Annotated in this window: 20 protein-coding genes; 18 read left to right on the top strand and 2 right to left on the bottom strand. The window is 33.5% G+C overall.

Annotated features, from left to right (window positions below; all coding sequences use genetic code 11):
* Nucleotides 1–80: 80 nt before the first annotated feature.
* Nucleotides 81–2,204: a Tex family protein gene (locus ACZ1JT_RS05740; protein WP_465095206.1), complete on the top strand. Its 2,124-nt coding sequence runs from the start codon at nt 81–83 to the stop codon at nt 2,202–2,204.
* A 54-nt stretch (nt 2,205–2,258) separates the two neighbouring features.
* On the opposite strand, the gene tatA is transcribed toward ACZ1JT_RS05740, so the two are convergent.
* Nucleotides 2,259–2,441, bottom strand: coding sequence for a twin-arginine translocase TatA/TatE family subunit (tatA, locus tag ACZ1JT_RS05735; protein WP_465095205.1), 183 nt, complete (start codon nt 2,439–2,441; stop codon nt 2,259–2,261).
* A 201-nt stretch (nt 2,442–2,642) separates the two neighbouring features.
* Between tatA and ACZ1JT_RS05730 the strand changes: the two genes are divergently transcribed.
* Genes ACZ1JT_RS05730 through rfbD form a run of 10 tightly spaced genes read left to right on the top strand, consistent with a single transcriptional unit; the run spans nt 2,643 to nt 11,806 of the window.
* On the top strand, nt 2,643–3,116 hold the full coding sequence (locus ACZ1JT_RS05730; RefSeq protein ID WP_465095204.1) for a peptidase: 474 nt from the start codon (nt 2,643–2,645) through the stop codon (nt 3,114–3,116).
* Nucleotides 3,117–3,121: 5 nt separating this feature from the next.
* Nucleotides 3,122–3,466: an SdpI family protein gene (locus ACZ1JT_RS05725; RefSeq protein WP_465095203.1), complete on the top strand. Its 345-nt coding sequence runs from the start codon at nt 3,122–3,124 to the stop codon at nt 3,464–3,466.
* A gap of 2 nt (nt 3,467–3,468) precedes the next feature.
* Nucleotides 3,469–4,956 carry a GH3 auxin-responsive promoter family protein gene (locus tag ACZ1JT_RS05720; RefSeq protein ID WP_465095202.1) on the top strand — a complete coding sequence of 496 codons (1,488 nt, stop codon included), beginning with the start codon at nt 3,469–3,471 and terminating at the stop codon, nt 4,954–4,956.
* Between the two features lie 4 nt (nt 4,957–4,960).
* Nucleotides 4,961–5,797, top strand: a complete 837-nt coding sequence (locus ACZ1JT_RS05715; RefSeq protein ID WP_465095201.1) for a carboxypeptidase-like regulatory domain-containing protein — start codon at nt 4,961–4,963, stop codon at nt 5,795–5,797.
* 43 nt (nt 5,798–5,840) lie between these two features.
* A complete protein-coding gene (locus tag ACZ1JT_RS05710; protein WP_465095200.1) occupies nt 5,841–7,529 on the top strand; it encodes a DUF6909 family protein in 1,689 nt (562 codons plus the stop codon).
* Between the two features lie 9 nt (nt 7,530–7,538).
* On the top strand, nt 7,539–8,522 hold the full coding sequence (locus ACZ1JT_RS05705) for a hypothetical protein (protein ID WP_465095199.1): 984 nt from the start codon (nt 7,539–7,541) through the stop codon (nt 8,520–8,522).
* Complete coding sequence (gene rfbB, locus ACZ1JT_RS05700; protein WP_465095198.1) at nt 8,522–9,532, top strand: dTDP-glucose 4,6-dehydratase; 1,011 nt, start codon at nt 8,522–8,524, stop codon at nt 9,530–9,532. The genes ACZ1JT_RS05705 and rfbB overlap by 1 nt, the downstream gene beginning before the upstream one ends.
* A gap of 29 nt (nt 9,533–9,561) precedes the next feature.
* On the top strand, nt 9,562–10,419 hold the full coding sequence (gene rfbA, locus ACZ1JT_RS05695; protein ID WP_465095197.1) for a glucose-1-phosphate thymidylyltransferase RfbA: 858 nt from the start codon (nt 9,562–9,564) through the stop codon (nt 10,417–10,419).
* Entirely contained in the window at nt 10,419–10,970 is a 552-nt protein-coding gene (rfbC, locus tag ACZ1JT_RS05690; protein ID WP_465095196.1) for a dTDP-4-dehydrorhamnose 3,5-epimerase, read from the top strand. The genes rfbA and rfbC overlap by 1 nt, the downstream gene beginning before the upstream one ends.
* The gene (gene rfbD, locus ACZ1JT_RS05685) at nt 10,964–11,806 is read left to right on the top strand and encodes a dTDP-4-dehydrorhamnose reductase (RefSeq protein WP_465095195.1); all 843 of its coding nucleotides are present in this window, start codon (nt 10,964–10,966) and stop codon (nt 11,804–11,806) included. The genes rfbC and rfbD overlap by 7 nt, the downstream gene beginning before the upstream one ends.
* A 4-nt stretch (nt 11,807–11,810) precedes the next feature.
* Here rfbD and ACZ1JT_RS05680 read toward each other — a convergent pair whose 3' ends face one another.
* The gene (locus ACZ1JT_RS05680) at nt 11,811–15,167 is read right to left on the bottom strand and encodes a CotH kinase family protein (protein WP_465095194.1); all 3,357 of its coding nucleotides are present in this window, start codon (nt 15,165–15,167) and stop codon (nt 11,811–11,813) included.
* Nucleotides 15,168–15,398: 231 nt separating this feature from the next.
* Between ACZ1JT_RS05680 and ACZ1JT_RS05675 the strand changes: the two genes are divergently transcribed.
* The 7 genes from ACZ1JT_RS05675 to ACZ1JT_RS05645 all read left to right on the top strand — a co-directional run bounded on the left by ACZ1JT_RS05675 (nt 15,399) and on the right by ACZ1JT_RS05645 (nt 22,972).
* Nucleotides 15,399–16,460: an NAD-dependent epimerase/dehydratase family protein gene (locus ACZ1JT_RS05675; protein WP_465095193.1), complete on the top strand. Its 1,062-nt coding sequence runs from the start codon at nt 15,399–15,401 to the stop codon at nt 16,458–16,460.
* 1 nt (nt 16,461) lies between these two features.
* Nucleotides 16,462–18,375 carry a hypothetical protein gene (locus ACZ1JT_RS05670; protein ID WP_465095192.1) on the top strand — a complete coding sequence of 638 codons (1,914 nt, stop codon included), beginning with the start codon at nt 16,462–16,464 and terminating at the stop codon, nt 18,373–18,375.
* Complete coding sequence (locus ACZ1JT_RS05665; protein WP_465095191.1) at nt 18,375–19,439, top strand: NAD-dependent epimerase/dehydratase family protein; 1,065 nt, start codon at nt 18,375–18,377, stop codon at nt 19,437–19,439. The genes ACZ1JT_RS05670 and ACZ1JT_RS05665 overlap by 1 nt, the downstream gene beginning before the upstream one ends.
* A gap of 2 nt (nt 19,440–19,441) precedes the next feature.
* Nucleotides 19,442–20,176 (top strand): glycosyltransferase family 2 protein, encoded by a 735-nt coding sequence (locus tag ACZ1JT_RS05660; protein WP_465095190.1) that lies wholly within the window; start codon nt 19,442–19,444, stop codon nt 20,174–20,176.
* A 51-nt stretch (nt 20,177–20,227) separates the two neighbouring features.
* Nucleotides 20,228–20,776: a hypothetical protein gene (locus tag ACZ1JT_RS05655; protein WP_465095189.1), complete on the top strand. Its 549-nt coding sequence runs from the start codon at nt 20,228–20,230 to the stop codon at nt 20,774–20,776.
* 75 nt (nt 20,777–20,851) lie between these two features.
* Nucleotides 20,852–21,667 (top strand): FkbM family methyltransferase, encoded by an 816-nt coding sequence (locus tag ACZ1JT_RS05650; RefSeq protein ID WP_465095188.1) that lies wholly within the window; start codon nt 20,852–20,854, stop codon nt 21,665–21,667.
* A gap of 6 nt (nt 21,668–21,673) precedes the next feature.
* Nucleotides 21,674–22,972 carry an oligosaccharide flippase family protein gene (locus tag ACZ1JT_RS05645; protein WP_465095187.1) on the top strand — a complete coding sequence of 433 codons (1,299 nt, stop codon included), beginning with the start codon at nt 21,674–21,676 and terminating at the stop codon, nt 22,970–22,972.
* The last annotated feature ends 234 nt before the right edge of the window (nt 22,973–23,206 follow it).

The following is a 23,206-nucleotide window of genomic DNA, read 5'->3' as shown; positions in this document are numbered from 1 at the left end:
CAAATTGAACAATGCTGTAAAAAGGAATGGTGAATTAACCTCAAAACTGTAATTTAGCATTCTTATTTTATTTGAATTTTATGACTGTTATTGAATTTATCCTGAAGTTCGTTCCAACGGCTTCTAAAAATATTGAAGCCACCTTACAATTATTGTCCGAAGATTGCACGATTCCTTTTATTGCGCGATATCGCAAAGATAAAACAGGCAATCTTGATGAGGTTCAGATTGAAAACATTGCCAAATACAACAAGCAATTTGAAGAAATAGTCAAGCGAAAAGAAAGCATTTTAAAATCCATTGACGAACAACAAGCGTTAACGCCCGAATTGAAATCGAAAATTGAACACAGTTTTGATTTGCAAGAACTGGAAGATTTCTATTTGCCTTATAAAAAGAAAAAGAAAACCAAAGCGGATACAGCTCGTGAAAACGGTTTAGAACCTTTGGCAAAAATAATTATGGCTCAAAACTCAGATGATGTAGCGTATATCGCTTCCAAATATCTGAATGATAAAGTGGCAAATGAAGACGATGCGCTTCAAGGTGCGCGTGATATTATTGCCGAATGGATTAATGAAAACATTTTCATTCGTAAAAATTTACGTCGTATGTTTCAGCATAAAGCGATGGTTTCAACGAAACTGGTAAAGGCCAAAAAAGACGATGAAGCCGCTAAAAAATTCGAACAGTATTTTGATTGGGGTGAGCCGGTTTCTAAAGCACCAGCACACCGATTATTGGCCATGCTTCGTGCTGAAAACGAAGGTTTTGTAAAGCTTTCTGTTGAGGTAGAAAAGGAAGAAGCTATCGGGTTTATCGAAGACAACATTATTAAAAACAATAATGAAACGGCCGACCAGCTGCGTCTGGCGATTAAAGACAGTTACAAGCGTTTGTTGGAACCCGCTATTTCTAACGAAGCGTTACAGGAAGCCAAAGCCAAAGCAGATGTCAATTCTATTCAGGTGTTTGCTGCGAATTTGAGTCAACTTTTATTAGCATCACCTTTAGGTGAAAAACGAATTTTAGCCATCGATCCCGGATTTAGAACAGGTTGTAAAGTTGTGTGTTTGGATGAAAAAGGTGATTTGTTGTATAACGAAACCATTTTTCCTCATGCACCGCAAAACGAAACCACAATGGCGATGAAAAAAATCAAATCGATGGTGAACGCGTATAACATTGAAGCGATTTCCATTGGGAACGGAACAGCTAGTCGTGAAACGGAATTCTTCATAAAGAAAATTGCGTTTGATAAGCCTGTTCAGGTTTTTGTAGTTTCCGAAGCAGGTGCTTCAGTGTATTCGGCTTCTAAAATTGCTAGAGAAGAATTTCCAAATTACGATGTAACAGTGCGTGGCGCGGTTTCCATAGGAAGACGTTTGTCTGACCCTTTGGCGGAATTGGTGAAAATCGATCCGAAATCCATTGGGGTAGGTCAGTACCAACACGATGTGGACCAAACAAAATTGAAAGAGGAATTGGATACAACCGTTGTTCGATGTGTAAATTCGGTGGGTATTAACATCAACACAGCCAGTAAATCGTTGTTGAGTTATGTTTCGGGGATTGGTGAAAAAATGGCCGAAAACATTGTTTTGTATCGTTCTGAAAACGGCCCATTTGAAGACCGTAAACAATTAAAAAAGGTACCAAGATTGGGTGAAAAAGCGTTTCAACAAGCAGCGGCATTTATCCGAATTAAAGATGGAAAAAATCCGTTGGACAATTCTGCCGTGCATCCCGAAGCCTATGGTATTGTGGAAAAAATGGCTAAAGACTTGGGCGTTAAAACAAACGAGTTAATTGCCAACAAAGAAAAAATTGCAAGCATCAAAGCCGAGAATTATATCACCAACGACATTGGAATTTTAACGTTAAAAGACATTTTGAAAGAATTAGAAAAACCAGGCCTAGATCCGCGTAAAGCTGCTAAAGTTTTTGAATTCGACCCTAATGTAAAAACGATAAACGATTTGCGTTCGGGTATGATTTTACCAGGAATAGTAAATAACATTACCGCTTTTGGTTGTTTTGTGGATGTCGGCATCAAGGAAAGTGGCTTGGTACACATTTCCCAATTGAAGGCTGGTTTTGTGAGTGATGTCAATGAAGTAGTAAAGCTGCACCAACATGTACAAGTGAAAGTGGTTGAGGTAGACGAAGCTAGGAAGCGTATTCAGTTAACAATGATTTTATAAAAATAAAAACCCGGATGCTATTTAGATCCGGGTTTTTTAATATCGTAAGAGTAATTATTTGTTCTCTTCGTCTTTTCTTGAGTCTGCAGGTTTATTTTCTTCCCCTTTAGCAGCATCTTTAAATTCTTTGATTCCGGTTCCTAAACCTTTCATCAATTCTGGAATTTTTTTACCACCAAAAAGCAATAGAATCACTACTACAATTAAGATTATTTCGGTTCCACCTAATTTTCCCATGATTTATAATTTTATTGAAAATTCTTTTTTTAGTTCTTCAGACAAAGGTAGCTATAAAATTTATTTAGCAAACAACTATTGATTTGTTTTTAAGTCGGATACGTAAAATTTAGGTTTTCTTTAACCAAAAGCCGTAAACTGTACTTTAACTTCACCCAATACAAGGCTATATTTTCTATATTTGTGAAACAAACGTAACCGATGTCTGAAAAAAGATTCAAACGACAAAAAATAAAGAAGAAACTCTTCAACAAGAATCGTCTGGTAATTTTAAACGAAGACACTTTTGCTGAAGTTTTTTCACTACGATTAACCCTAATGAATGTCTTTGTAGTGGCAACATTAGGCGCGGTTTTAATTATTTTCGTAACAACATACATCATAGCTTTTACACCGTTGCGCGAGTATATTCCGGGTTATGCATCAACCGATTTAAAACGCAAGGCTATCGAACTCAGTATCAAATCTGATTCGCTAGATAAAGCCATGAAACGCAATAACATGTATATTGAATCTATTAAAAAAGTTCTTAATGGTGATTTGGAATATGCTAAATTAAACATAGACTCTATTATTGTTGCCGAACAAATTGATCCGGAGATGAATAAAGTGGAAGTATCAAAAGCCGAATTGGAACTTCGAAAACAAGTAGATTCTCAAAAAGAAAAAAAATAATGGATATGCTGCATCAATTTACCGAAATGCCAATGCTATGTGGTGTTATATTTACAGTTGCAGGATTAGTTCAGTTTATTTTTCCACCCAAAAACATAAACAGCCTCTACGGGTATCGAACATCAACGTCTATGAAATCTAAGGAACAGTGGGATTTTGCCCAGCGGTATTCCTCAATTAAACTTATTCAACTCGGATTTCTTTTATGCGGAATTTCGCTAGTGATTCACTATTTAGAGATTAATCCAAAATTTCAAATGGCAATCGGAATCGGATTTATTCTATTCACCGTTTTTATTTTGTTGTTTCTTACTGAAAGAGCTTTAAGAAGAAAATTTCCAAATCCATAACAATGGCATTAAAAGCGTTTTTTGCAAAGCAATTTGCTCACTATATTTCAAAACAGACTAAAAAATGGTCGGATAATCCTGTAGCGACCCAACAAAAGGTTTTTCAGGATTTAATTCGCCAAGCGGAAATTACCGACTTTGGTAAAGATCACGATTTTAAAAAAATACAGTCGCACCAAGATTTTTGCAACAAGGTTCCGATTCGGGATTATGAAGCATTACGACCTTATATTGATCGCGTAGTAAAAGGCCATGAAAACATTCTTTGGAAAGGAAAACCATTGTATTTCGCCAAGACTTCCGGAACAACCTCGGGAGCTAAATACATTCCGCTTACTAAAGAATCAATGCCATATCATATTGAAGCGGCCCGTAATGCCATATTAAGTTACATTCACGAAACGGGTAAAGCCGATTTTGTTACCGGCAAAATGATTTTTTTACAAGGCAGTCCTGTTTTGGAAGAAAAAAACGGAATCAAACTCGGAAGATTATCTGGAATTGTAGCGCATTTTGTTCCGAAATATTTACAAAAAAACCGAATGCCAAGTTGGGATACCAATTGTATTGACGATTGGGAAACTAAAGTAGATGCTATTGTATCGGAAACTATTAATGAAGATATGGCCGTTATTTCGGGAATTCCATCTTGGGTTCAAATGTATTTTGAAAAACTTAAAGAAAAAGCCAATAAGCCCGTTGGCGACATCTTTAAAAACTTCAATTTATTTATTCATGGAGGAGTAAATTATGAACCGTATCGTGCTAAATTTGAAAACTTAATTGGCAGAAAAGTAGATTCTATTGAGCTTTTTCCTGCTTCCGAAGGCTTTTTTGCCTATCAAGATTCACAAACCGAAAGAGGAATGTTGCTCTTGCTGAATTCCGGTATTTTTTATGAATTTGTGAAAGCAGATGAGTTTTTTACTGAAAACCCGAGACGTTATACAATCGGCGAAGTAGAATTGGGTGTTAATTATGTTTTAATTATTTCTACCAACGCCGGGCTTTGGGCGTACAACATTGGAGATACAATTCAGTTTACTAGTTTAAAGCCATATAGGGTTATTGTTTCCGGTCGAATCAAACATTATATTTCTGCTTTTGGAGAACATGTTATCGGGAAAGAAGTAGAGGCGGCTTTACAAGAAGCTATGGATGGCACCGATGTTCGAGTAAACGAATTTACCGTAGCACCACAAATTAATCCAACTCAAGGATTGCCGTACCACGAATGGTTTATTGAATTTGAAAACGAACCCGAAAACCTCGAGGTTTTTGCGTTAAAAATAGATGCTGCAATGCGCAAGCAAAATGTATATTACGACGATTTGATTGTTGGACATGTTTTACGAACCGTACGTATTTCAAAAGTAGCTCAAAACGGATTTCAGGATTATATGAAATCTATTGGAAAGCTAGGCGGGCAAAACAAACTACCAAGATTGGCTAACGATAGAAAAATAGCCGATTTTTTCTCAAAACCCTAATTTTATGTTGAAGATAAAAACAACTCTTTTTTTTATTTTGATGTTTACTCATTATGGGTTCACTCAAATTCAGGGTGTGATAAAAGACAGCATTACCGGCAAACCTATTCCATATGTGAGTGTGTGGGTTGAGAACGAAACCATTGGCACAACCTCGGAAGAAAACGGTAAATTTTCAATCAATGTTGATGCAAATAAGACTTTGATTTTTTCGGCTTTAGGTTATCAACGAAAAAAGGCAAGAAAAATTCAAAACAATAACATCTTGTTAGTTCCTCAGGCAACTCAACTTGAAGAAATGGTTATTTCCAAATGGAGAGGAACTAAGCTGAAAGAAATTGGCGAAACAGAAAACGGTATTTACCAAGCGTTTGACAATGCACCCAATATCGACATTAAATATTTTCCTTACGACAAATCATACACCAAAACAAAATTCATTAAAAAAGTATCCATTTATGCCGATTGCCGCATTGAAGGTGTACACATGAAACTTCATTTTTACAATGTGGATGCAAATGGCTATCCCGGTGAAGAACTTTTAACTAAAGAGTATATCGTTTCGGTTAAAAAAGGAGTGGGGAAAAACGGATTTAATGTTTCCGATTTGGGTTTACGAATGCCAACAAACGGAATTTTCGTAGGTTTTGAAAAGCTTATGATTGAAGACAACCGTTTTGGAGAAAAACACTTTCCGTTAGTTCTATACGATTATGTTCCTAAAGATTTTATGTTTAAATTTTTAGGTGGAAAATGGGTAAAGAAAATTTTAAAAACAGAAACATCACCCGAAGTTGTTCGGGCTTTTGAACCCGCGATAAATCTTACATTGACGAACTAAAAAATAAAAGCCTATATTTGCAGGTTAGAAAAGATAAAATTTAATGAAAGAATTAAAGAACATTTCGCGCTCAAGAGCGCAAGAGTCCTCGGCAGCTATCGAGCGACTGTACATTACCATGAGACATTTATTCAACAGAGGTTTTTATAAACCAATGGGTGTTTCTGGAGAAACATTACGCGAAGCCTTACTGTCGCTTCGCCCTGAAATTTATGGTTCCATTGCCGAAGAAAAGGTAGAACTTAACGGATTATTGTATGTAATTGAACGTCTTCCAGTAGGAATCGAGGAATGCCGTTACATTAATCTTACTTCAGACGAAGGGTATTCAAAATCGCACTTTAAACCGATTGTACCACCAAAGCGAAGAAGAAATTGTTATCGTATTGACGACGAACAAATGAATGTGGAAATCACACGCGGACGTTCGGATATCTACGACATTCTAACACATTTAACATTCATTTTCATCGAGTCTCACAAAATTAAAGATCGTGTTTTGATTGATGAAGAAGGACGTTTAACTCGCGATTGGGAAAAACTGGAGCAAGTTGTTTTGCAAAACAAAAAACTTTCACTAGTAGATAGAGAACAGGCCATTTCTCATGCTTCTAATATTTTAGGAAGAACCTTTGCTGAAGTTATTGATATTTATGATGGTTTTGGTACCAAAGAAAAACCAGACCGTTTTCTACATGTAATTTACTGGTTAGGAAAACTAGCCATTGAAGAAGTGGTGGATAATAACAAAAGAACTATTACGTTTAGTCCGATTTTACGTGAGCGTCTTGGGCATCATATTTATGGCGAAATCTGGGCAAACAATATTAAAGAAGTTTTAGAGAAAAACGATTTATTAGCCCGTCCGATTCATATTATTAGTGCAAATATGCACAGCGTTATGAATTCTATTTTTGCGGAGCCTGTTCACGGGAAAAAATATAAAGGAGGGGACGAGTTTCAGATTTTTGAAGATTTGAGTAAATCTGGAAACGATGCCTTACGTAAAAAGGTTGAGGAACTAGCATTGACCAACGGAATGATTTCATTGCCGGATACGTCGGGAACCAATATCGATGTTCAGATTTTCGACACCGCTAAAATTGATATTAAAAAATCGGCTTTTCCAAAAGCTAATCTAGGAAAAGACAAACCGGTTTTAATAGTAATGGACTATGCTTTTGGAGAACAAGCATATGAAACCATAGATGAATTATTAAAACCCTTTAAATCGACTAAAGGGAAAGTGTTTTTGAATGTGGAGTCGGTTTCGATTATGGGTAAAGCTGGAATTTTAGAAGGCGGAAAAGGAGACATTATGATTCCGAATGCTCATATTAACGAAGGAACAGCAGATAACTATCCTTTTGAAAACGAATTAACGGCCCAAATGTTTGATGGAAATGACATTCCGGTTTTTGCAGGACCGATGGTTACCGTGCTGGGAACATCGTTACAGAATAAAGATTTGTTGAAGTTTTTCCACGAATCTACATGGGGAGCCATCGGACTGGAGATGGAAGGAGCGTATTATCAAAAAGCAATACAATCGGCTTCTAAAATCCGTAAGAGCATACCACCAAATGTAAAAGTTCGTTATGCATATTATGCTTCCGATAACCCACTTGAAACAGGAAGTACATTAGCCTCTGGAGGATTAGGAACTACTGGAGTAAAACCAACTTATTTGATTACTATTAAAATACTAGAACAAATTTTTAACGTAAAATAACGCAACAAGATGAGTACCAATCCTCAAGTCAACCCAAACGATCAGGAAATTGATTTAGGCCAACTTTCAAGACAAGTGGGTAGTTTTTTCCAAAAGTTAATCGATCGATTTTTTGATGGAATCCTTTTTTTAATTCGAAATAAAATAACAATTGGAATTTTATTTGTTTTAGGGTTTGCAGGGGGATTTTATTTGGATACTAAACATAAAGTTTATGACAATCAAATTATTGTTACACCAAACTTTGGTAGTACCGATTATTTATACTCTAAAGTTGATTTAATTCAATCAAAAATTAAAGAGAGAGATACCGTTTTCTTAAAACAAATTGGTATTGAGAATCCTAAGAATTTTTCGGATATCGAAATTGAACCAATTTTAGATGTATATCGTTTTGTTAGCAACAGTCAGCAAAATTTCGAATTGTTAAAGTTAATGGCTGAAGACGGGGATGTGAAGAAAATTGTGGAAGAAAACCTTACCAGTAAAAACTATATGTATCATATGATATCGTATACAACAAAAGGTAAGACTACAAAAAAACAAACGTTAAATCCGATTTTAACCTTTTTGAATCAAAGTGATTATTACACAAATATTCAAAAAGAGTATATTAATAACGTAAATGAGAAAATTAAGGCTAATGAAAACACAATTATGCAGATTAATGGTGTTTTAAATCAGTTTTCAAACTCAATTAGCAATAATCAGAAAAGTGATAAGTTAGTGTATTACAATGAAAACACTCAGTTAAATGATGTTATTAATACTAAAGACGGATTGATTAAAGAACAAGGAACTCACAGAATAGAGCTTATTGATTTTGCTAAAGTGATTAAAGATATTAGTTTTACACTGAATCTTGAAAACACAAAATTAGTAAATGGAAAAAAGAAATTAGTATTTCCAATTTTATTAATCGGGTTGTTTGTGCTTTTTAGCTGGATTCGATCTTTCTACAAAAAACAATTGCGCAAAAGACAATTAGCATAATGAAAAACATTTTAGTTACTGGAGGAGCTGGTTTTATTGGCGCCAATTTTGTTCCCTTTTTTATTGAACACAATCCAGATTATCATTTGGTAAATCTTGATTTACTTACGTATGCGGGAAATCTTGACAATGTAAAAGAAGTTGAAAATCATCCAAGATACACTTTTATTAAAGGAGATATTTGCGATAGAAATTTTATTGAAGACTTATTCAGTAAATATCAATTTCACGATGTAATTCATTTTGCTGCCGAAAGTCATGTTGATAATTCTATTTCCGGACCAGAAGCTTTTATAAAAACAAATGTTTTAGGGACTTTCAATCTTTTAGATACAGCCAGAAAATTATGGATGAATAGTCCAAACGATTATAAAGAAACATTTAAAAATTCACGTTTTCATCATGTTTCTACCGATGAGGTATATGGAACGCTTGGCGAAACAGGTTTGTTTGAAGAAACAACACCGTATGCACCCAATAGCCCGTATTCGGCTTCAAAGGCGGGCTCTGATTTAATTGTTCGAAGTTATTTCCATACATATGGTATGAATGTGGTGACCACCAATTGTTCAAATAATTATGGTCCAAAACAACACAATGAAAAATTGATTCCAACCATAATCCGTAAAGCATTAACTGGTGAAAATATTCCTATTTATGGCGATGGTAAAAACGTACGCGATTGGTTGTATGTTTTAGACCACTGTAAAGGAATAGAATTAGCTTTCAAGAAGGGGCTTTCGGGAGAAACATATAATATTGGTGGCAGAAACGAAAGAAACAATCTATATATTGTAGATAAAGTTTGTTCTATTTTGGACGAAATGAAACCAAAAAATTCAGGAAGTTATAAAGATCAAATTACATTTGTAAAAGACCGCCCAGGTCACGATTTGCGCTATGCAATCGATGCTTCTAAAATTGAAAATGAATTAGGTTGGAAAGCCGATGAAAATTTTGAAACCGGAATTGTAAAGACTATTGAGTGGTATCTTAAAAAATTTAATTAGACTGACAGCTGTCAGCTAAAAGCTTTAAAATGAAAGGAATAATATTAGCAGGAGGTTCAGGGACACGTTTACATCCATTAACATTGGCGGTGAGTAAACAGTTAATGCCAATTTACGATAAACCGATGATTTACTACCCACTTTCAACATTAATGTGGGCGGGAATTCGAGAAATATTAATCATATCTACACCCCACGATTTACCGTTATTTCAACATTTGTTGGGGGACGGTTCTACATTGGGTTGTCGGTTTGAATATGCTGTTCAAGAACACCCTAATGGTTTAGCCGAGGCCTTTATTATTGGTAAAGAATTTGTTGGAAACGATAAAGTTGCCCTAATTCTTGGAGATAATATTTTTTACGGCACTGGATTAGCAGAATTGCTACAGGCTAATAACAATCCCGATGGAGGAATTATTTATGCATACCATGTTCATGATCCAGAGCGATATGGTGTGGTAGATTTTGATAAAGAAGGTAAAGTACTATCTATTGAAGAAAAACCAACTCAGCCTAAGTCGAATTATGCTGTTCCTGGAATTTATTTCTATGATAATGATGTTATCGAAATAGCAGCTAATATTAAACCAAGTCATCGCGGTGAGCTGGAAATCACAGATGTGAATAAAGAATACCTTAATAGAGGCAAACTTCAGGTTAGTATTTTAGATAGAGGAACAGCTTGGTTGGATACCGGAACATTTCAGTCGTTAATGCAGGCAGGTCAATTTGTTGAGGTAATCGAAGAACGTCAAGGGTTAAAAATTGGCGCTATAGAAGAAGCTGCATTTAAAATGGGATATATCGATTCTAAGCAATTAAAAGCATTAGCCGAACCACTTTTAAAGAGTGGATACGGTAAACATTTAATGAGTTTATTATAATGAAATTTATTCCAACTAAACTTTCCGGCTGTTATATTCTTGAGCCTAATGTAATAGGTGATTCAAGAGGCTACTTTATGGAAAGCTTTAACGAAAAAACTTTTTCAGAAGGTATTGGGAAACCAATACACTTTGTTCAAGACAACCAATCTTTTTCTACAAAAGGCGTTTTGCGCGGAATGCATTATCAGCGTGGGGAACATGCTCAAGCAAAATTAGTTCGGGTATTGCAAGGTGAAGTTTTAGACGTGGCCGTAGACGTCAGACCTGAATCTGAAACCTACGGTCAATATGTGGCTGAAATTTTATCTGCTGAAAATCAACGTCAACTCTTTGTGCCTCGCGGTTTTGCTCACGGCTTTTTAGTGCTTAGTGAACAAGCTACTTTTTTCTACAAATGCGATAATTTTTATAATAAAGAATCCGAAGAAGGTATTATCTATAATGATCCAACTTTAAACATCGACTGGAAATTTTCTCAAGAGGAATTGTTGATTTCAGACAAAGATAAAATGTTACCCAATTTTTCTGAAGCCAAAGCAATATGGTAGTTTTAGTTAGCGGTGCAGGAGGTCAGTTAGGACAAGCATTACAATATATTTCTAAAAATTTTCCTCAAATCGATTTTGTGTTTTGTACATCATCCGAAATGGATATTACAAATCAAGAAATATGTTCTTCAGTGTTTCGAAAATACAATCCCGATTTTTGCATAAATACAGCGGCTTATACTGCAGTTGACAAAGCAGAAAGCGAAGCAGACAAAGCAAGTCAAATTAATGTTTCAGGAGTAGAAAATCTGGCAAGAGCTTGTAAAGAAAGTAAAACGGTTTTGCTACATGTTTCAACTGATTTTGTATTCGATGGAAATAAAACAACTCCTTATACAGAAGAAGACACACCAAACCCAACAGGTGTTTACGGAAAAACAAAACTTGAAGGAGAGCAAAAAGTTCAAGCGATTTTAGCGCAATATTATATCATTCGAACATCTTGGGTTTATTCTCAGTTTGGACATAACTTTATGAAGACAATGTTGCGATTGGCTTCTGAGCGTGATTCGCTTTCTATTGTAAACGACCAAACAGGCACACCAACTCATGCTGTCGATTTAGCAGAAGCTATACTCAAAATAATTACCAGCGGTAAAAACGCTTATGGTATTTACAATTTTAGTAATGAGGGTCAGTGCAGTTGGTACGATTTTGCGAAAGCCATTTTTACAACAAATCACATTGCAATTGAAGCTAACCCCATTCCAACATCAGCATATCCAACACCTGCAAAAAGACCTTCGTATAGTGTTTTAGATAAAAATAAAATCAAGTCGGTTTTTGGACTTGAAATACGAAGATGGGAAGACACCATAGTGCCATTCCCATCATAAAATTTTATTGTTTCAAGAATTTTCGAACCTCAGTTTTATTGTCTGTTTCTAGGTGTAGAATATACACACCTGAAGGAAATTGCGACACATTCACTTTTGCGTTATCCATTTTCCCCGATTTAATCAGTCGTCCTTCAATGGAGAAAATTTTATAATTCAAATCCGCTTTAGCATCATAAGCTATATTTAAATTGTCTACAACCGGATTCGGGTACACGATAAAGTTCGGTACTTGATTTTCAGGCGTGCTTAAAGTCATATTAACTCCTTCTACACTGAAATTATTAAAGGTTACTCGCGCACCAGTATCTGCAGTCATATTTGGTCCGGTGAAACGAAGTCTAACTTTAAAATTAGCATTGTCATTAGCGGCAATAACAGGAGTAAAATCGGCTTCAATACGTTGATACGCATTACTTATTGGAAAAGAAGAAGCACTTAAATTAGCAGTTGTCCATACTGGAGCACCAACATTTGTAGCATAGTCAACAGTAATCCCAGTTGCTGCACCTTCATCTAAAGCAGCAAAAGCAAACTTAATATTTTTGTATCCGCTGGTAGAAAAATTAAAAATCAAGGTGTTTTCTAACCCACTACTTTGAAAAGGCTGTTTGATCTGAATACCTCTCATGTCCGATAAGGCATATTCTTTTCCACCATTTGCTGAAGGTATATAATTTAATGGAGTAGGGCTGTTTCGTCGTTCCATTGATGCTTTTCTCCAATTCGGACTAATATCTGTAAACGGATATCCTGCTAAACACGATTGGTATTGTAAAACCCCTTCCGGATTCATTTCAAAAGTTGAATTTATTGCAGTTAATGGTATATTGTTTGGAATAGCCGTATTCATCATCCAATAATAAACAATTTGAGGTGTTTCTACATTTCCAGACGGTATAAAATGAGCCGTCACCGAAAAATTAGCGGTAGGAGTTATGGTTATTTCAGGATTTGTACTTGATGAGGCTCCACTCCAATGGCTAAACTGATAGCCGCTAAATGGAATAGCTTTTATGGTTACTGGAATATTGTTGAAATAAATTCCTGTCCATGGATAGGGTGTTGATGATACACCTGGTGTACTAGGGAGAATAGTAATGGTGTTCATTTTAATATATCCTTGAGCCATATCATTAACATCCAATGTAGCATTTACATCAGAACTGATTCCAAATTTACTTCGTATATGTTGTCGTTGATAGGTAGGTCGCTCTGTTCCAAAATCATTCATTAAATTAATAGATTCTTCCCACCAACCAAAATCAGTTGCATTCCAACGATCCAGATGTTCTTGTATTTCGGGTTGAATTTTACCCTTCATGGCATTGGAAACTGCTACAAAACGACTGGGTAAAAAATAGGTGTTCATTAAATCGGCGAACCTATTTATGAAGTTGTTTTTAAAAGTTGGATTGGCCAATAAACTTCGTAAAATTAATGTAGACGATGGCGGATTAGGATACGATGGGCCGTTTGTTGCCGTAGCTACAGCCAAATTATTATGATTGTTAACTCCAACAGCCAGTCCAAAACAATCGTCGTTGTCTTTCATAGCAGCGCGCCATCTTCCATCTTGGCCGTAAAGCGCATTGGGTTCGTAAGCAGTGGTTCTTTTTCTCCAAAATATAGTATTCCACCCGGGCCAATCGGTATTATCGTAATAAATGTTTGCAATATAATAGTCTCTCATATTGTCTACATCCATTTGAGTTTTTATGTAGTCATAATTGGCCTGAATAGCCAAACTGTTGCTAGATAAAAAATTTGCCATATTGGTATAATGTACTGCATCACCTTCGCTAGGCGTTAAATCATCTTCTAGTAAATCGAGGCTGTTTAAACCGATATCACAAACATTTTTGAAATAATATTTATCATAGCGCTCCCGTAAATTCAAGATTCCCCAATATTCTCCATTAACCAAAGTTATGGTGGGTTGATAGGCCTGAGTTTCCAACCCAAGACCTTTTACCAATTCATGGGCTAAAGCATCACGATACATACTGTCGAAAAAATCACCACCAGAGTTTCGAAGGATCAATCGATTAAAAGTGGTAAGGGTTTCATCTGCAAAGAATTTATAATTTAAAGCATCACTACCATAATCGGTTCGTGGTACTAAACGCAATGACTTACTTTGCCATGCACGCGTAGAACCACCATTAATGCGAACGCCAAGGTCTTGATTTACAACTTCACTACCGTTGACGAAATACGATAAGTTTGCAGTTCGTTCCGAAGGATCGCCACTCATTTTGTAATTCGCATCATAATTTAATTCATCAACATTGGCATCTACGGTTGGGTTGGCAGCTCTCCACAAATCGAAAAGTTGTCCCGCAACAAAAACTCCATCGGTGTAATTAAAAAACTTGTTTTCGCTTAAGCTAATTGATGCTATTGGTAACGAAAACCGGTTAACTCCTGAGGGTGAAACGATGTATGTTTTAGAGGCTATTTTACTGGGAATAGCTCCGGGTTTAATCACTTTTGCACGAACAACAGTTCCTTTAAAAATCGGACTCGAAGGAAAATAATCGGGCGTATGGTGATGGGTTGACGATATTGTTGCTAATTTATTGGGTTGCGAAGAGCGATCAATAATAGCAATAGGCGAACTGTAGGAAAAAGAACGGAAGCTTTTTTGCTGTAAACTTCCACTGGATTGTCCGGCGAGTTCAGCATAACTATTTTTATAGGAATAAGTTGTGCCTGCAAGATTGTTTTCGTCAGGATCCGAACCATCAAGAGTATATATTATTGTAGCACCAGGAACCGAAGCTAAGCTTAAATTAAAAGTTGACGTGTAAAATCCACTCGGATTAGAAAATGTTGGAGGCGAAAGCGCTTCCGAATAGGTTGTGGTTGAATTGGATTGCCCAGGAGTTGGCACAGCAAAGAAAAAATAGCTTCCGGTACCATTTGGCGATTTCCCATACGACACGTTTTGCTGAAGCGATACTGCTGGCATAGTACTTACAGTTACCGATGAAGGACTGGTAAGATACAGTGTTTCTCCAGTAGCACTAATTTTAAAGTTGGTATGAAGTGGGCTTCCGGGAGCTATTCTGTTTTTATCCGAACACCACACCATTAGATATTGTCCTGCATTTAAGGATATGTTGGGGAAAGCCCATTTATACGGTAAGGTAACATCATCGGAAAGTCCGTAACCGTTTAAATTAATAGCACTTGCACCATAATTATAGAGCTCCACCCAGTCTTCATAATTACCATCTTCATCAGCGATAACTGTTGTGTTGGAAGACATCATTTCATTGATGGCGATAGTTTGTGTATGTATGGAGTAGGAAAGTAGGAGGGCGATAAAGGTCAGAAGCGTAGAGAATGTTTTCATAATACAACCCGTTGATTATTAATTATATAAAGTTATTTAATAGTAAACGGAGTTGTACTTTTTTTCGGCTAACAGATAAAATTGACGATGAATAGAGAATTTATAAAAACAGAATGAACGAAAAAATAATTCAAAGTCAATAACAATTCCATAAATTTACATCCTTTTGTAGGTTTTTAGAATTGGAGAACAAACTAAAACGCAAAATTTATTTACTAACAGGTTTATTACATGAAAATTATAATTACAGGAGGAGCTGGTTTTGTAGGTTCAACGTTGTGTATTCAATTAAAAAAGAAATACCCGAATTATGAGATTATAGCTTTTGATAATTTAAAAAGAAGAGGTTCCGAATTGAACTTAATAGATTTTCAAAAAGAGGACATCCAATTTATTCATGGTGATATTAGAAACAATGAGGATTTGTTGGCATTAGGGGCTTTTGACGTTTTGGTTGAAGCTTCTGCAGAACCATCGGTAACAGCGGGACTGGATTCTGACCCTACCTATGTAATAAATAACAATCTTTACGGTTCCATAAACTGTTTTAATGCTTGTGTTCGAAATAAAGCCAAGTTGATTTTTCTTTCTACCAGTAGAGTTTATCCAATAGATGTAATTGAAAATGCATTGTTTACCGAGCAAGAAACCAAGTTTTCATTTGTAGATAACCAACCAGTTCCTGGAATTTCATCAAGAGGAATTTCCGAGCAACTCTCACTAGAAGGCGCTCGTTCTTTTTACGGAACCACAAAATTAAGTTCTGAACTTTTTATTCATGAATACGCTGCTTTTTATGGGTTGAAGGCCGCTATTACACGTTTCGGTGTTATTGCCGGTCCGCGACAAATGGGGAAAACCGATCAAGGCGTAGTAACCCTATGGATGGCAAAGCACTATTGGAAACAATCCTTGAAGTATATTGGTTATGGAGGAAAAGGTAAGCAAGTTCGAGATTTGCTTCATGTTGATGATTTGGTTGATTTGATTGACTTACAAATTCACAATATTGATAAATTTTCCGGTAAAGTATATAATGCAGGAGGCGGTGTAGCCAATAGCGCTTCTTTGCAAGAAATGAGGGCCATTTGTGAAAAGATATCAGGCAATACAATTCAAATTGATGAAGTAGTTGAAACACGTACTGCCGATTTACGTATTTTTATCACGGACAATTCTAAAATTGAAAATGAGATTGGTTGGAAACCAAAAAAATCTGTGGAAACCATCTTTCAGGACATATACGATTGGATTAAAACAAATGAAAAACAATTGGAATCAATATTGAAATAGTATGGAAAAATTAAGCACAAAAATATTTTCAAAACAAAACTTGAAATATCTAAGCCTATTTATTTCTTTTTTTTGTGCCTATTTACTTTTTCCAAATTATTTTGAATTAAACATTTTTCCAATACAAGCATCGGAATATGCTTGGACATCTCTAGATCCATCTTGGACAGTAACATTAAACTATATAAAAATTAAAGGCTTAACTTGGGGAGATGATATTGTTTTTACTTATGGGCCATTAGGTCAACTTTGTACTAGAGTTGGTTGGGGAGAAAACAAATTTTTATTCCTGATTTTTGATATATTCATGTTCATCAATTGGTTTTTAGTTTTTCATTTATCACTCAAAAAATCTAAAAACATAATTCTAACAATATTTTTAATCATTTTTGTTAGTTTAATTTTTCCAATTTGGACAGGAATTGCAAATTCATTCATTTTGTTACTATTTTTTATGTTTTGGTTAAGAGAAAACATAGAAAGTAATTCAAATGCAAGTTATGTTTTTTTAATTCTTATTTCCGTGTCAATGTTTTTCATTAAACTTAATACTGGATTAATTGCATTACCATTATTATATACTATTATAATTTACAAAGGAATTAATAAAAAAATATCTAAAAAAAGGTTTTTATTTTTAATTATTATTCCTTTTGTTCTTATAGCTTTTCTTACCAAATTATTAAATGTTTCCATAATTAAATATATATCTTCTGCACTAGAAATTATTTCAGGGTATAATGAAATTATGTATTTAGACAACCAAATAGAAAACAGTATACAATATGTAAAATTGATATCATTGATATCATTTACAGCAATTTTGACGAGTCTTTATTTAAATAAAAATTTAAATAACCTTGAGAAATTATTTATACTTGGTATTTCAGTCTTGAGCTTTTATTTAATGTATAAACAAGCTTTTGTTAGGGCGGATGTGAATCATATTATGGAGTTCTTCCTTTATTTTTCATTATTTGTTTTAGTTTTTTCAGATTTTCACACTTCATTAAAGAATTATTTTATCAGTAGTTTGGTTGTTTTAAACATTATTACTGTTTTTTATTTTTTAAACAGTAATCAACCAAAAACAATTCTTTTTAACGAAAAATTGTCTAAAAAAGAATATTTTTTAGCGTTTAAAAATTTTAATTCTACTTCTGGAATACACCTTGAAGAAAATTATTTAAAACTACCAGATTCATTTCTAAGTAAAATTGGAAATCAAACAGTTGATGTATATCCTTGGAATATTCAGATGTTATTGGAGAACAAATTAAACTACAAGCCAAGACCGGTTATACAAAGTTATACGGTTTACACTAGAGAATTAGAAAACCTAAACTTTAATCATTATAATTCAGCAAATGCCCCTCAATTTGTGATTTATGAGTTTGAAGCAATAGACCAAAGATACCCATTGTTTGATGAGTCTAAATTAAATTTAGCTTTGAAATTGAATTATGAGATTGTTGATAAAGGATTAATAAACAACAAAAAAATCCTTTTATTAAAAAAGAAGATAAATTTTAAAAGAATAAGATTTGAAAAAATAAAGGAATACGCCATGTTCCTTGATTCTCCATTAATTCCTGAAAAAGGTAAATATTATGAAATTGAATTATATAATAATATATTTGGAAAATATTATTCTGTTTTGAAGAATAGCCCTGAAATCAAGCTTCAAATTCAAATTGATAAAGGGAGGAATGTTGAATACAAAACCTCAAAAAAGTTATTAGAATCTGGAATTTTTTCATCTGCTTTTATTGGAAATACAGATGAATTTGAAGTTTTTATGAAAAACAAGGATTCAGATTCTCTTCAAAAAATAAAGTTTTACAACTTTAGATTATTGGATAAAAAAATGTTTAAAGGAAAAATGAAAGTAACTGAATATAAAATAACACAATAATGAATATTTGCATAGTAACTGGCTCTTCTGGATTAATTGGAAGTGAATCTGTAGCTTTTTTTGCCGAAAAATTTGACAAAGTTGTTGGTATTGACAACAACATGCGCGCTCGTTTTTTTGGTGAGGACGCTTCTACAGAATGGAACACAAAGCGTTTAATTGATACTATCCCGAATTTTGAACATCATGCTGCAGATATTCGTAATATATCCGAATTAGAGGCGATTTTTTCCAAATATAGAGATGCTATAAAATTAGTAGTTCATACCGCTGCACAGCCAAGTCATGATTGGGCAGCTAGAGAACCAATAACGGATTTTACAGTAAATGCCAATGGAACTTTGAATTTATTGGAAGCAACTAGACAGTATTGTGAAAAAGCAGTATTTATCTTTACATCTACCAATAAAGTTTATGGCGATACACCAAATTACCTTCCGTTAGTTGAGTTAGAAAAACGCTGGGAAATAGATTCATTACATCCTTATTTTAAAGAAGGTATCGATGAAAACATGAGTATCGATCACACGAAGCATTCTTTGTTTGGCGCCTCTAAAGTTGCTGCCGATGTTTTGGTTCAAGAATATGGTAAGTATTTTGGCATGAATACAGGTGTTTTTAGAGGAGGATGTCTTACAGGGCCAAACCATTCTGGTACACAATTGCATGGCTTTTTATCTTACCTAATGAAATGTGCTATAACGGGAGATAAGTATACGGTTTTTGGTTATAAAGGCAAACAAGTAAGAGATAACATTCACAGTTGGGATTTAGTTAATATGTTTTGGCATTTTTATCAGAATCCACGTCAAGGTGAGGTTTATAATGCAGGAGGAGGTAGACATTCCAACTGTTCAATGGCTGAAGCAATAGAGATGTGTGAAGCCATTACGGGTAAGCCCATGAATTACGAATATTCTGAAACCAATAGAATTGGAGACCACATTTGGTGGGTTAGTGATGTTTCTAAATTTAAAGCACATTATCCAGATTGGAATTGGAAATACAACATCAATGACATTTTAACTCAGATATACGAGAATATGTCGAAGAGAAATAATTAATCATGAAACTGAGTATAGTAATTCCTGCTTATAACGAAGAAGAGTCTATTTCGGAAACCATTGATCAAATAGAAGAAGCTTTTTCGAAAGTGAACATTGACCATGAAATTTTTGTAGTAAATGATAACTCAAAAGACAATACCTTAAAAGTATTAGAAGGGTTGGCTTTGAAATATCCATCTCTTAAATATGAAACGAATGAAGGGCCTAATGGGTTTGGATATGCGGTACGCTATGGTTTAGAGCGTTTTTCAGGAGATTGTGTTGCGGTCATGATGGCCGATTTATCCGATTCTCCATACGATTTGATACGCTATTATACCACAATGGTAGAAGGGAATTATGATTGTGTGTTTGGGAGCCGTTTTATAAAAGGCGGAAAAGTAATAGACTATCCTTTTGTAAAAAAGATAATCAACCGTATTGCCAATTTTATCATCAGAATGGTAATGCGAATAAAATACAATGATACCACCAATGCATTTAAGCTGTATAAAAGCGAGGTTATTGATGGTGTAAAACCAATATTATCACCTCATTTTAATTTAACAATCGAATTACCATTAAAGGCAATTATAAGGGGCTATTCTTTTGCAGTAGTCCCTAATTCATGGACCAATAGAAAATATGGTGTATCTAAACTCAAGATTAAAGAAATGGGTAGCCGTTATTTCTTCATATTAATGTATTGTTTTGTGGAGAAATATTTTTCTAGAGGCGATTTTAAGAGAAAATAAATTTAAACAAAAAAAAAAATAATATAAATTTGCTAAAAAAATAATAAAAATATGAAACTTAAGTTGATTTTAGTTTTGGCTATCATCGGAAGTGTTTTTATTTCATGTAAAAATGAAAAATCTGCTGATGATTTAGAAATTGTAAAGCCAGAAATAATAGATAACACATTTAAGGTAACACTTGATGTTACTGTAGCAGAAAATGATGATTTTAGTCTTTTTTATACAGAAGACGGATCAACAGATTTTACAAAAATTCAACCTATTTGGATTGGAGTTAAAGGCTCTCAATATCCTCAAAAAGTGTTGTTTACTTTGCCAGAAGATGTTATACCGACACAATTAAGATTAGATTTCGGAATTAACAAAAAACAAAAAGATATTATACTAAATAGTGTAATGATGGAATACAAAGGCAAAACTAAAAAAATTGGCTGCCCTGAAATAGTATCTTTTTTCAGAGCAGATGATTCTAAATGTACGTTTGATCATGTGACAGGTAAAATAGTTGCCAAAATAGTAAATGGTGAAAGACAATATCCATCATTATATCCACATGAAACTGTATTACAACCTGAAATTGAAAAATTAATAAGATAATTTTACATCTTAAATTTTAGAATGCTATTCTTGTTTTACAAAGAATAGCATTCTTATTTGATAAAAACATTATTTATGCGTAGAATAAAAATATTGTTTTTTTGGATTTTTATTAATAAAAACAATGTTAGCTTTTCTGAATTAATAACGTTTTTGTTTAAACCAAAGGTAGCGGCTATAGCCAGTAAGTTTATCCTGAAAATAAGCCAAAAAGAAGATTTTGAAATTACTTTTCGAAATATTAATAAAACACTATTTTGGCCATCAAAATTCTCAATTTCAAGATTAAATCAAGTAGTTGCAGAAACATTTGATAAGGAGGATTGGCATTATTATCAAAAAGAGCATACAGAAATTGAAAATGGTGAAATTATTTTAGATGTTGGAACAGCAGAGGGTTTGCTGCCAATCTCGGTAATAGATAAGTGCAATCATGTATACTTGATAGAACCGAGTAAATTGTTTTGTGATTGCTTAGAAAAAACATTTTTAGATTATAAAGAAAAAACAACCATCTTTAATGTTGCTGTTGGTAATACTGATGGTAAAATTAATTTTGATGAAAACTCATTAGATGGAATGATTTCTAATGAAAGCACTACCTCTACTCAAGAAATAGTGATTAATAAAATAGATACTTTGTTAAGCGAAAACCAACCAATTACATATTTGAAAGCAGATATAGAAGGTTTTGAAATAGAAATGTTAAAAGGGGCTGAGCAAACAATTAAAAAAAACAAGCCTAAAATTGCAATTACAACGTATCATACTCAAAATAATCCAAAAGAAATAATTGATTTAATCAAAAGTTTTGTTCCAGAATATAATTATTATGTAAAAGGGATTTATGAACAAACACCAAAGCCAGTGTTAATTCATTTTTGGATTTAAATTACTATGATTAAAACCAAACTCACATCTTTTTTTTTAGATAAAAAAAAAACAAATTTTTTTATTTATGGTTTTGGACAAGTTTTTAATCTATTAAGTCCATTATTAGTAGCACCTAAAATTGTTTTTGTTTGTGGAGAATCTGGATTTGGAAAAGTAGGGCTTGGATTTGCCTTATCATTGTTCTTGATTTTAATTGTTGATTATGCGTTTGACGTAAAAGGAACAAAAACTGTTTCTGAAAACAGAAGTTTACCAACAAAACTAAATAGATTATTAAATACTGCAATTTTCACCAAGATAATTCTGTTTTTCTTTACATTACTTTTATTTCTAATTCTTCTTTCTTTTTCAACATTTTTTAAAGTAGAAAAAGAATTATTTTTACTAAGCTTAACAATTGTTTTTGCTCAGGTTTTTAATCCTTTTTGGTTTTTGCAAGGGGTAGAAAATTTTAAATTGCTTAGCTTTTTAAATATTTGCTCAAAAACCACATATGTAGTGTTGGTTTTTCTTTTTATAAAAGAATCAAATGATTATGTTTTTGTAAATTTATATTTAGGATGCAGTTCATTATTTTTTAATTTATTAGGCTTATTAATAATTAGAAACAAATATCACTTTAATTTGTTTTTACCTAAATATTCAATTGTCAAAGAAATACTCCTAAATGATTTCTCCTTTTGTGTTTCGCAACTGTTTTTGTCGGTACGACAACTTTCACCACTTGCATTAACCAGTTTTTTTTTAGGATTTACAGTTGCAGGACAGTATAAAATAATTGAACAAATAATCAGTTTATGCAGAACATTTATTCAAGTTTATTTAAAGTTTTATTTCCCTAGTGTCTGCTTAAAGTTTAAACTTTCTAGTGAAGACGGTATTTTGTTTTGGAGAAAATATACCGTATTGTGTATTGGATTGATTACTGTTTTTTTATTATCGATTTTTCTTTTCTCTGATCATGTTTTGCAGTTCTTTAAATTATCGGAATCTGCCATAAATAAATTAAGTGGATTATTTAAAATTTCTTTAATAATCTCGTTTTTAATGACCTTGTCATTACCATTAGAGCAATTAATGTTTATTAAGGAAAAACATTCAAAGTACTTTAAAACAACTATCTTTGTTACTATAGTAAATGTTTTGTTAATACTGTTTTTGGTAAAAACATTTAAATTGGAGGCAGTAGTTTTTTCATTGATAATATCAGAGTTGCTGTTTATAATTTTGTACTATAAGTTTACAAAATCTAACTTACCATTAAAAATTTTACCAGATTCTATCCAAAAACTTAGTAAATGAAAATCAACAGGAGTTTTATAAATAAAGTTTTGTTTTTTATTTGCATTTTGGTTTCATTATTTCCAAATTATGAATTAACTTTTGTAGTCTGGACGTCTACTTTTTTGTTTACAATAAATAAAAGTTATTCAACTGTTATTTTTAAATATGTTCTGGTTTTTCTTGTAATATTCATAATTGGATTAATTGCAACACTTTTTCATAATCCTAAAACATTTGACTTCATTAAAGACA

Source organism: Flavobacterium sp. IC2-16, from assembly GCF_055521455.1.
Note: the sequence above shows the minus strand (reverse complement) of the source record. Positions and strands in the feature narration are given on the sequence as shown.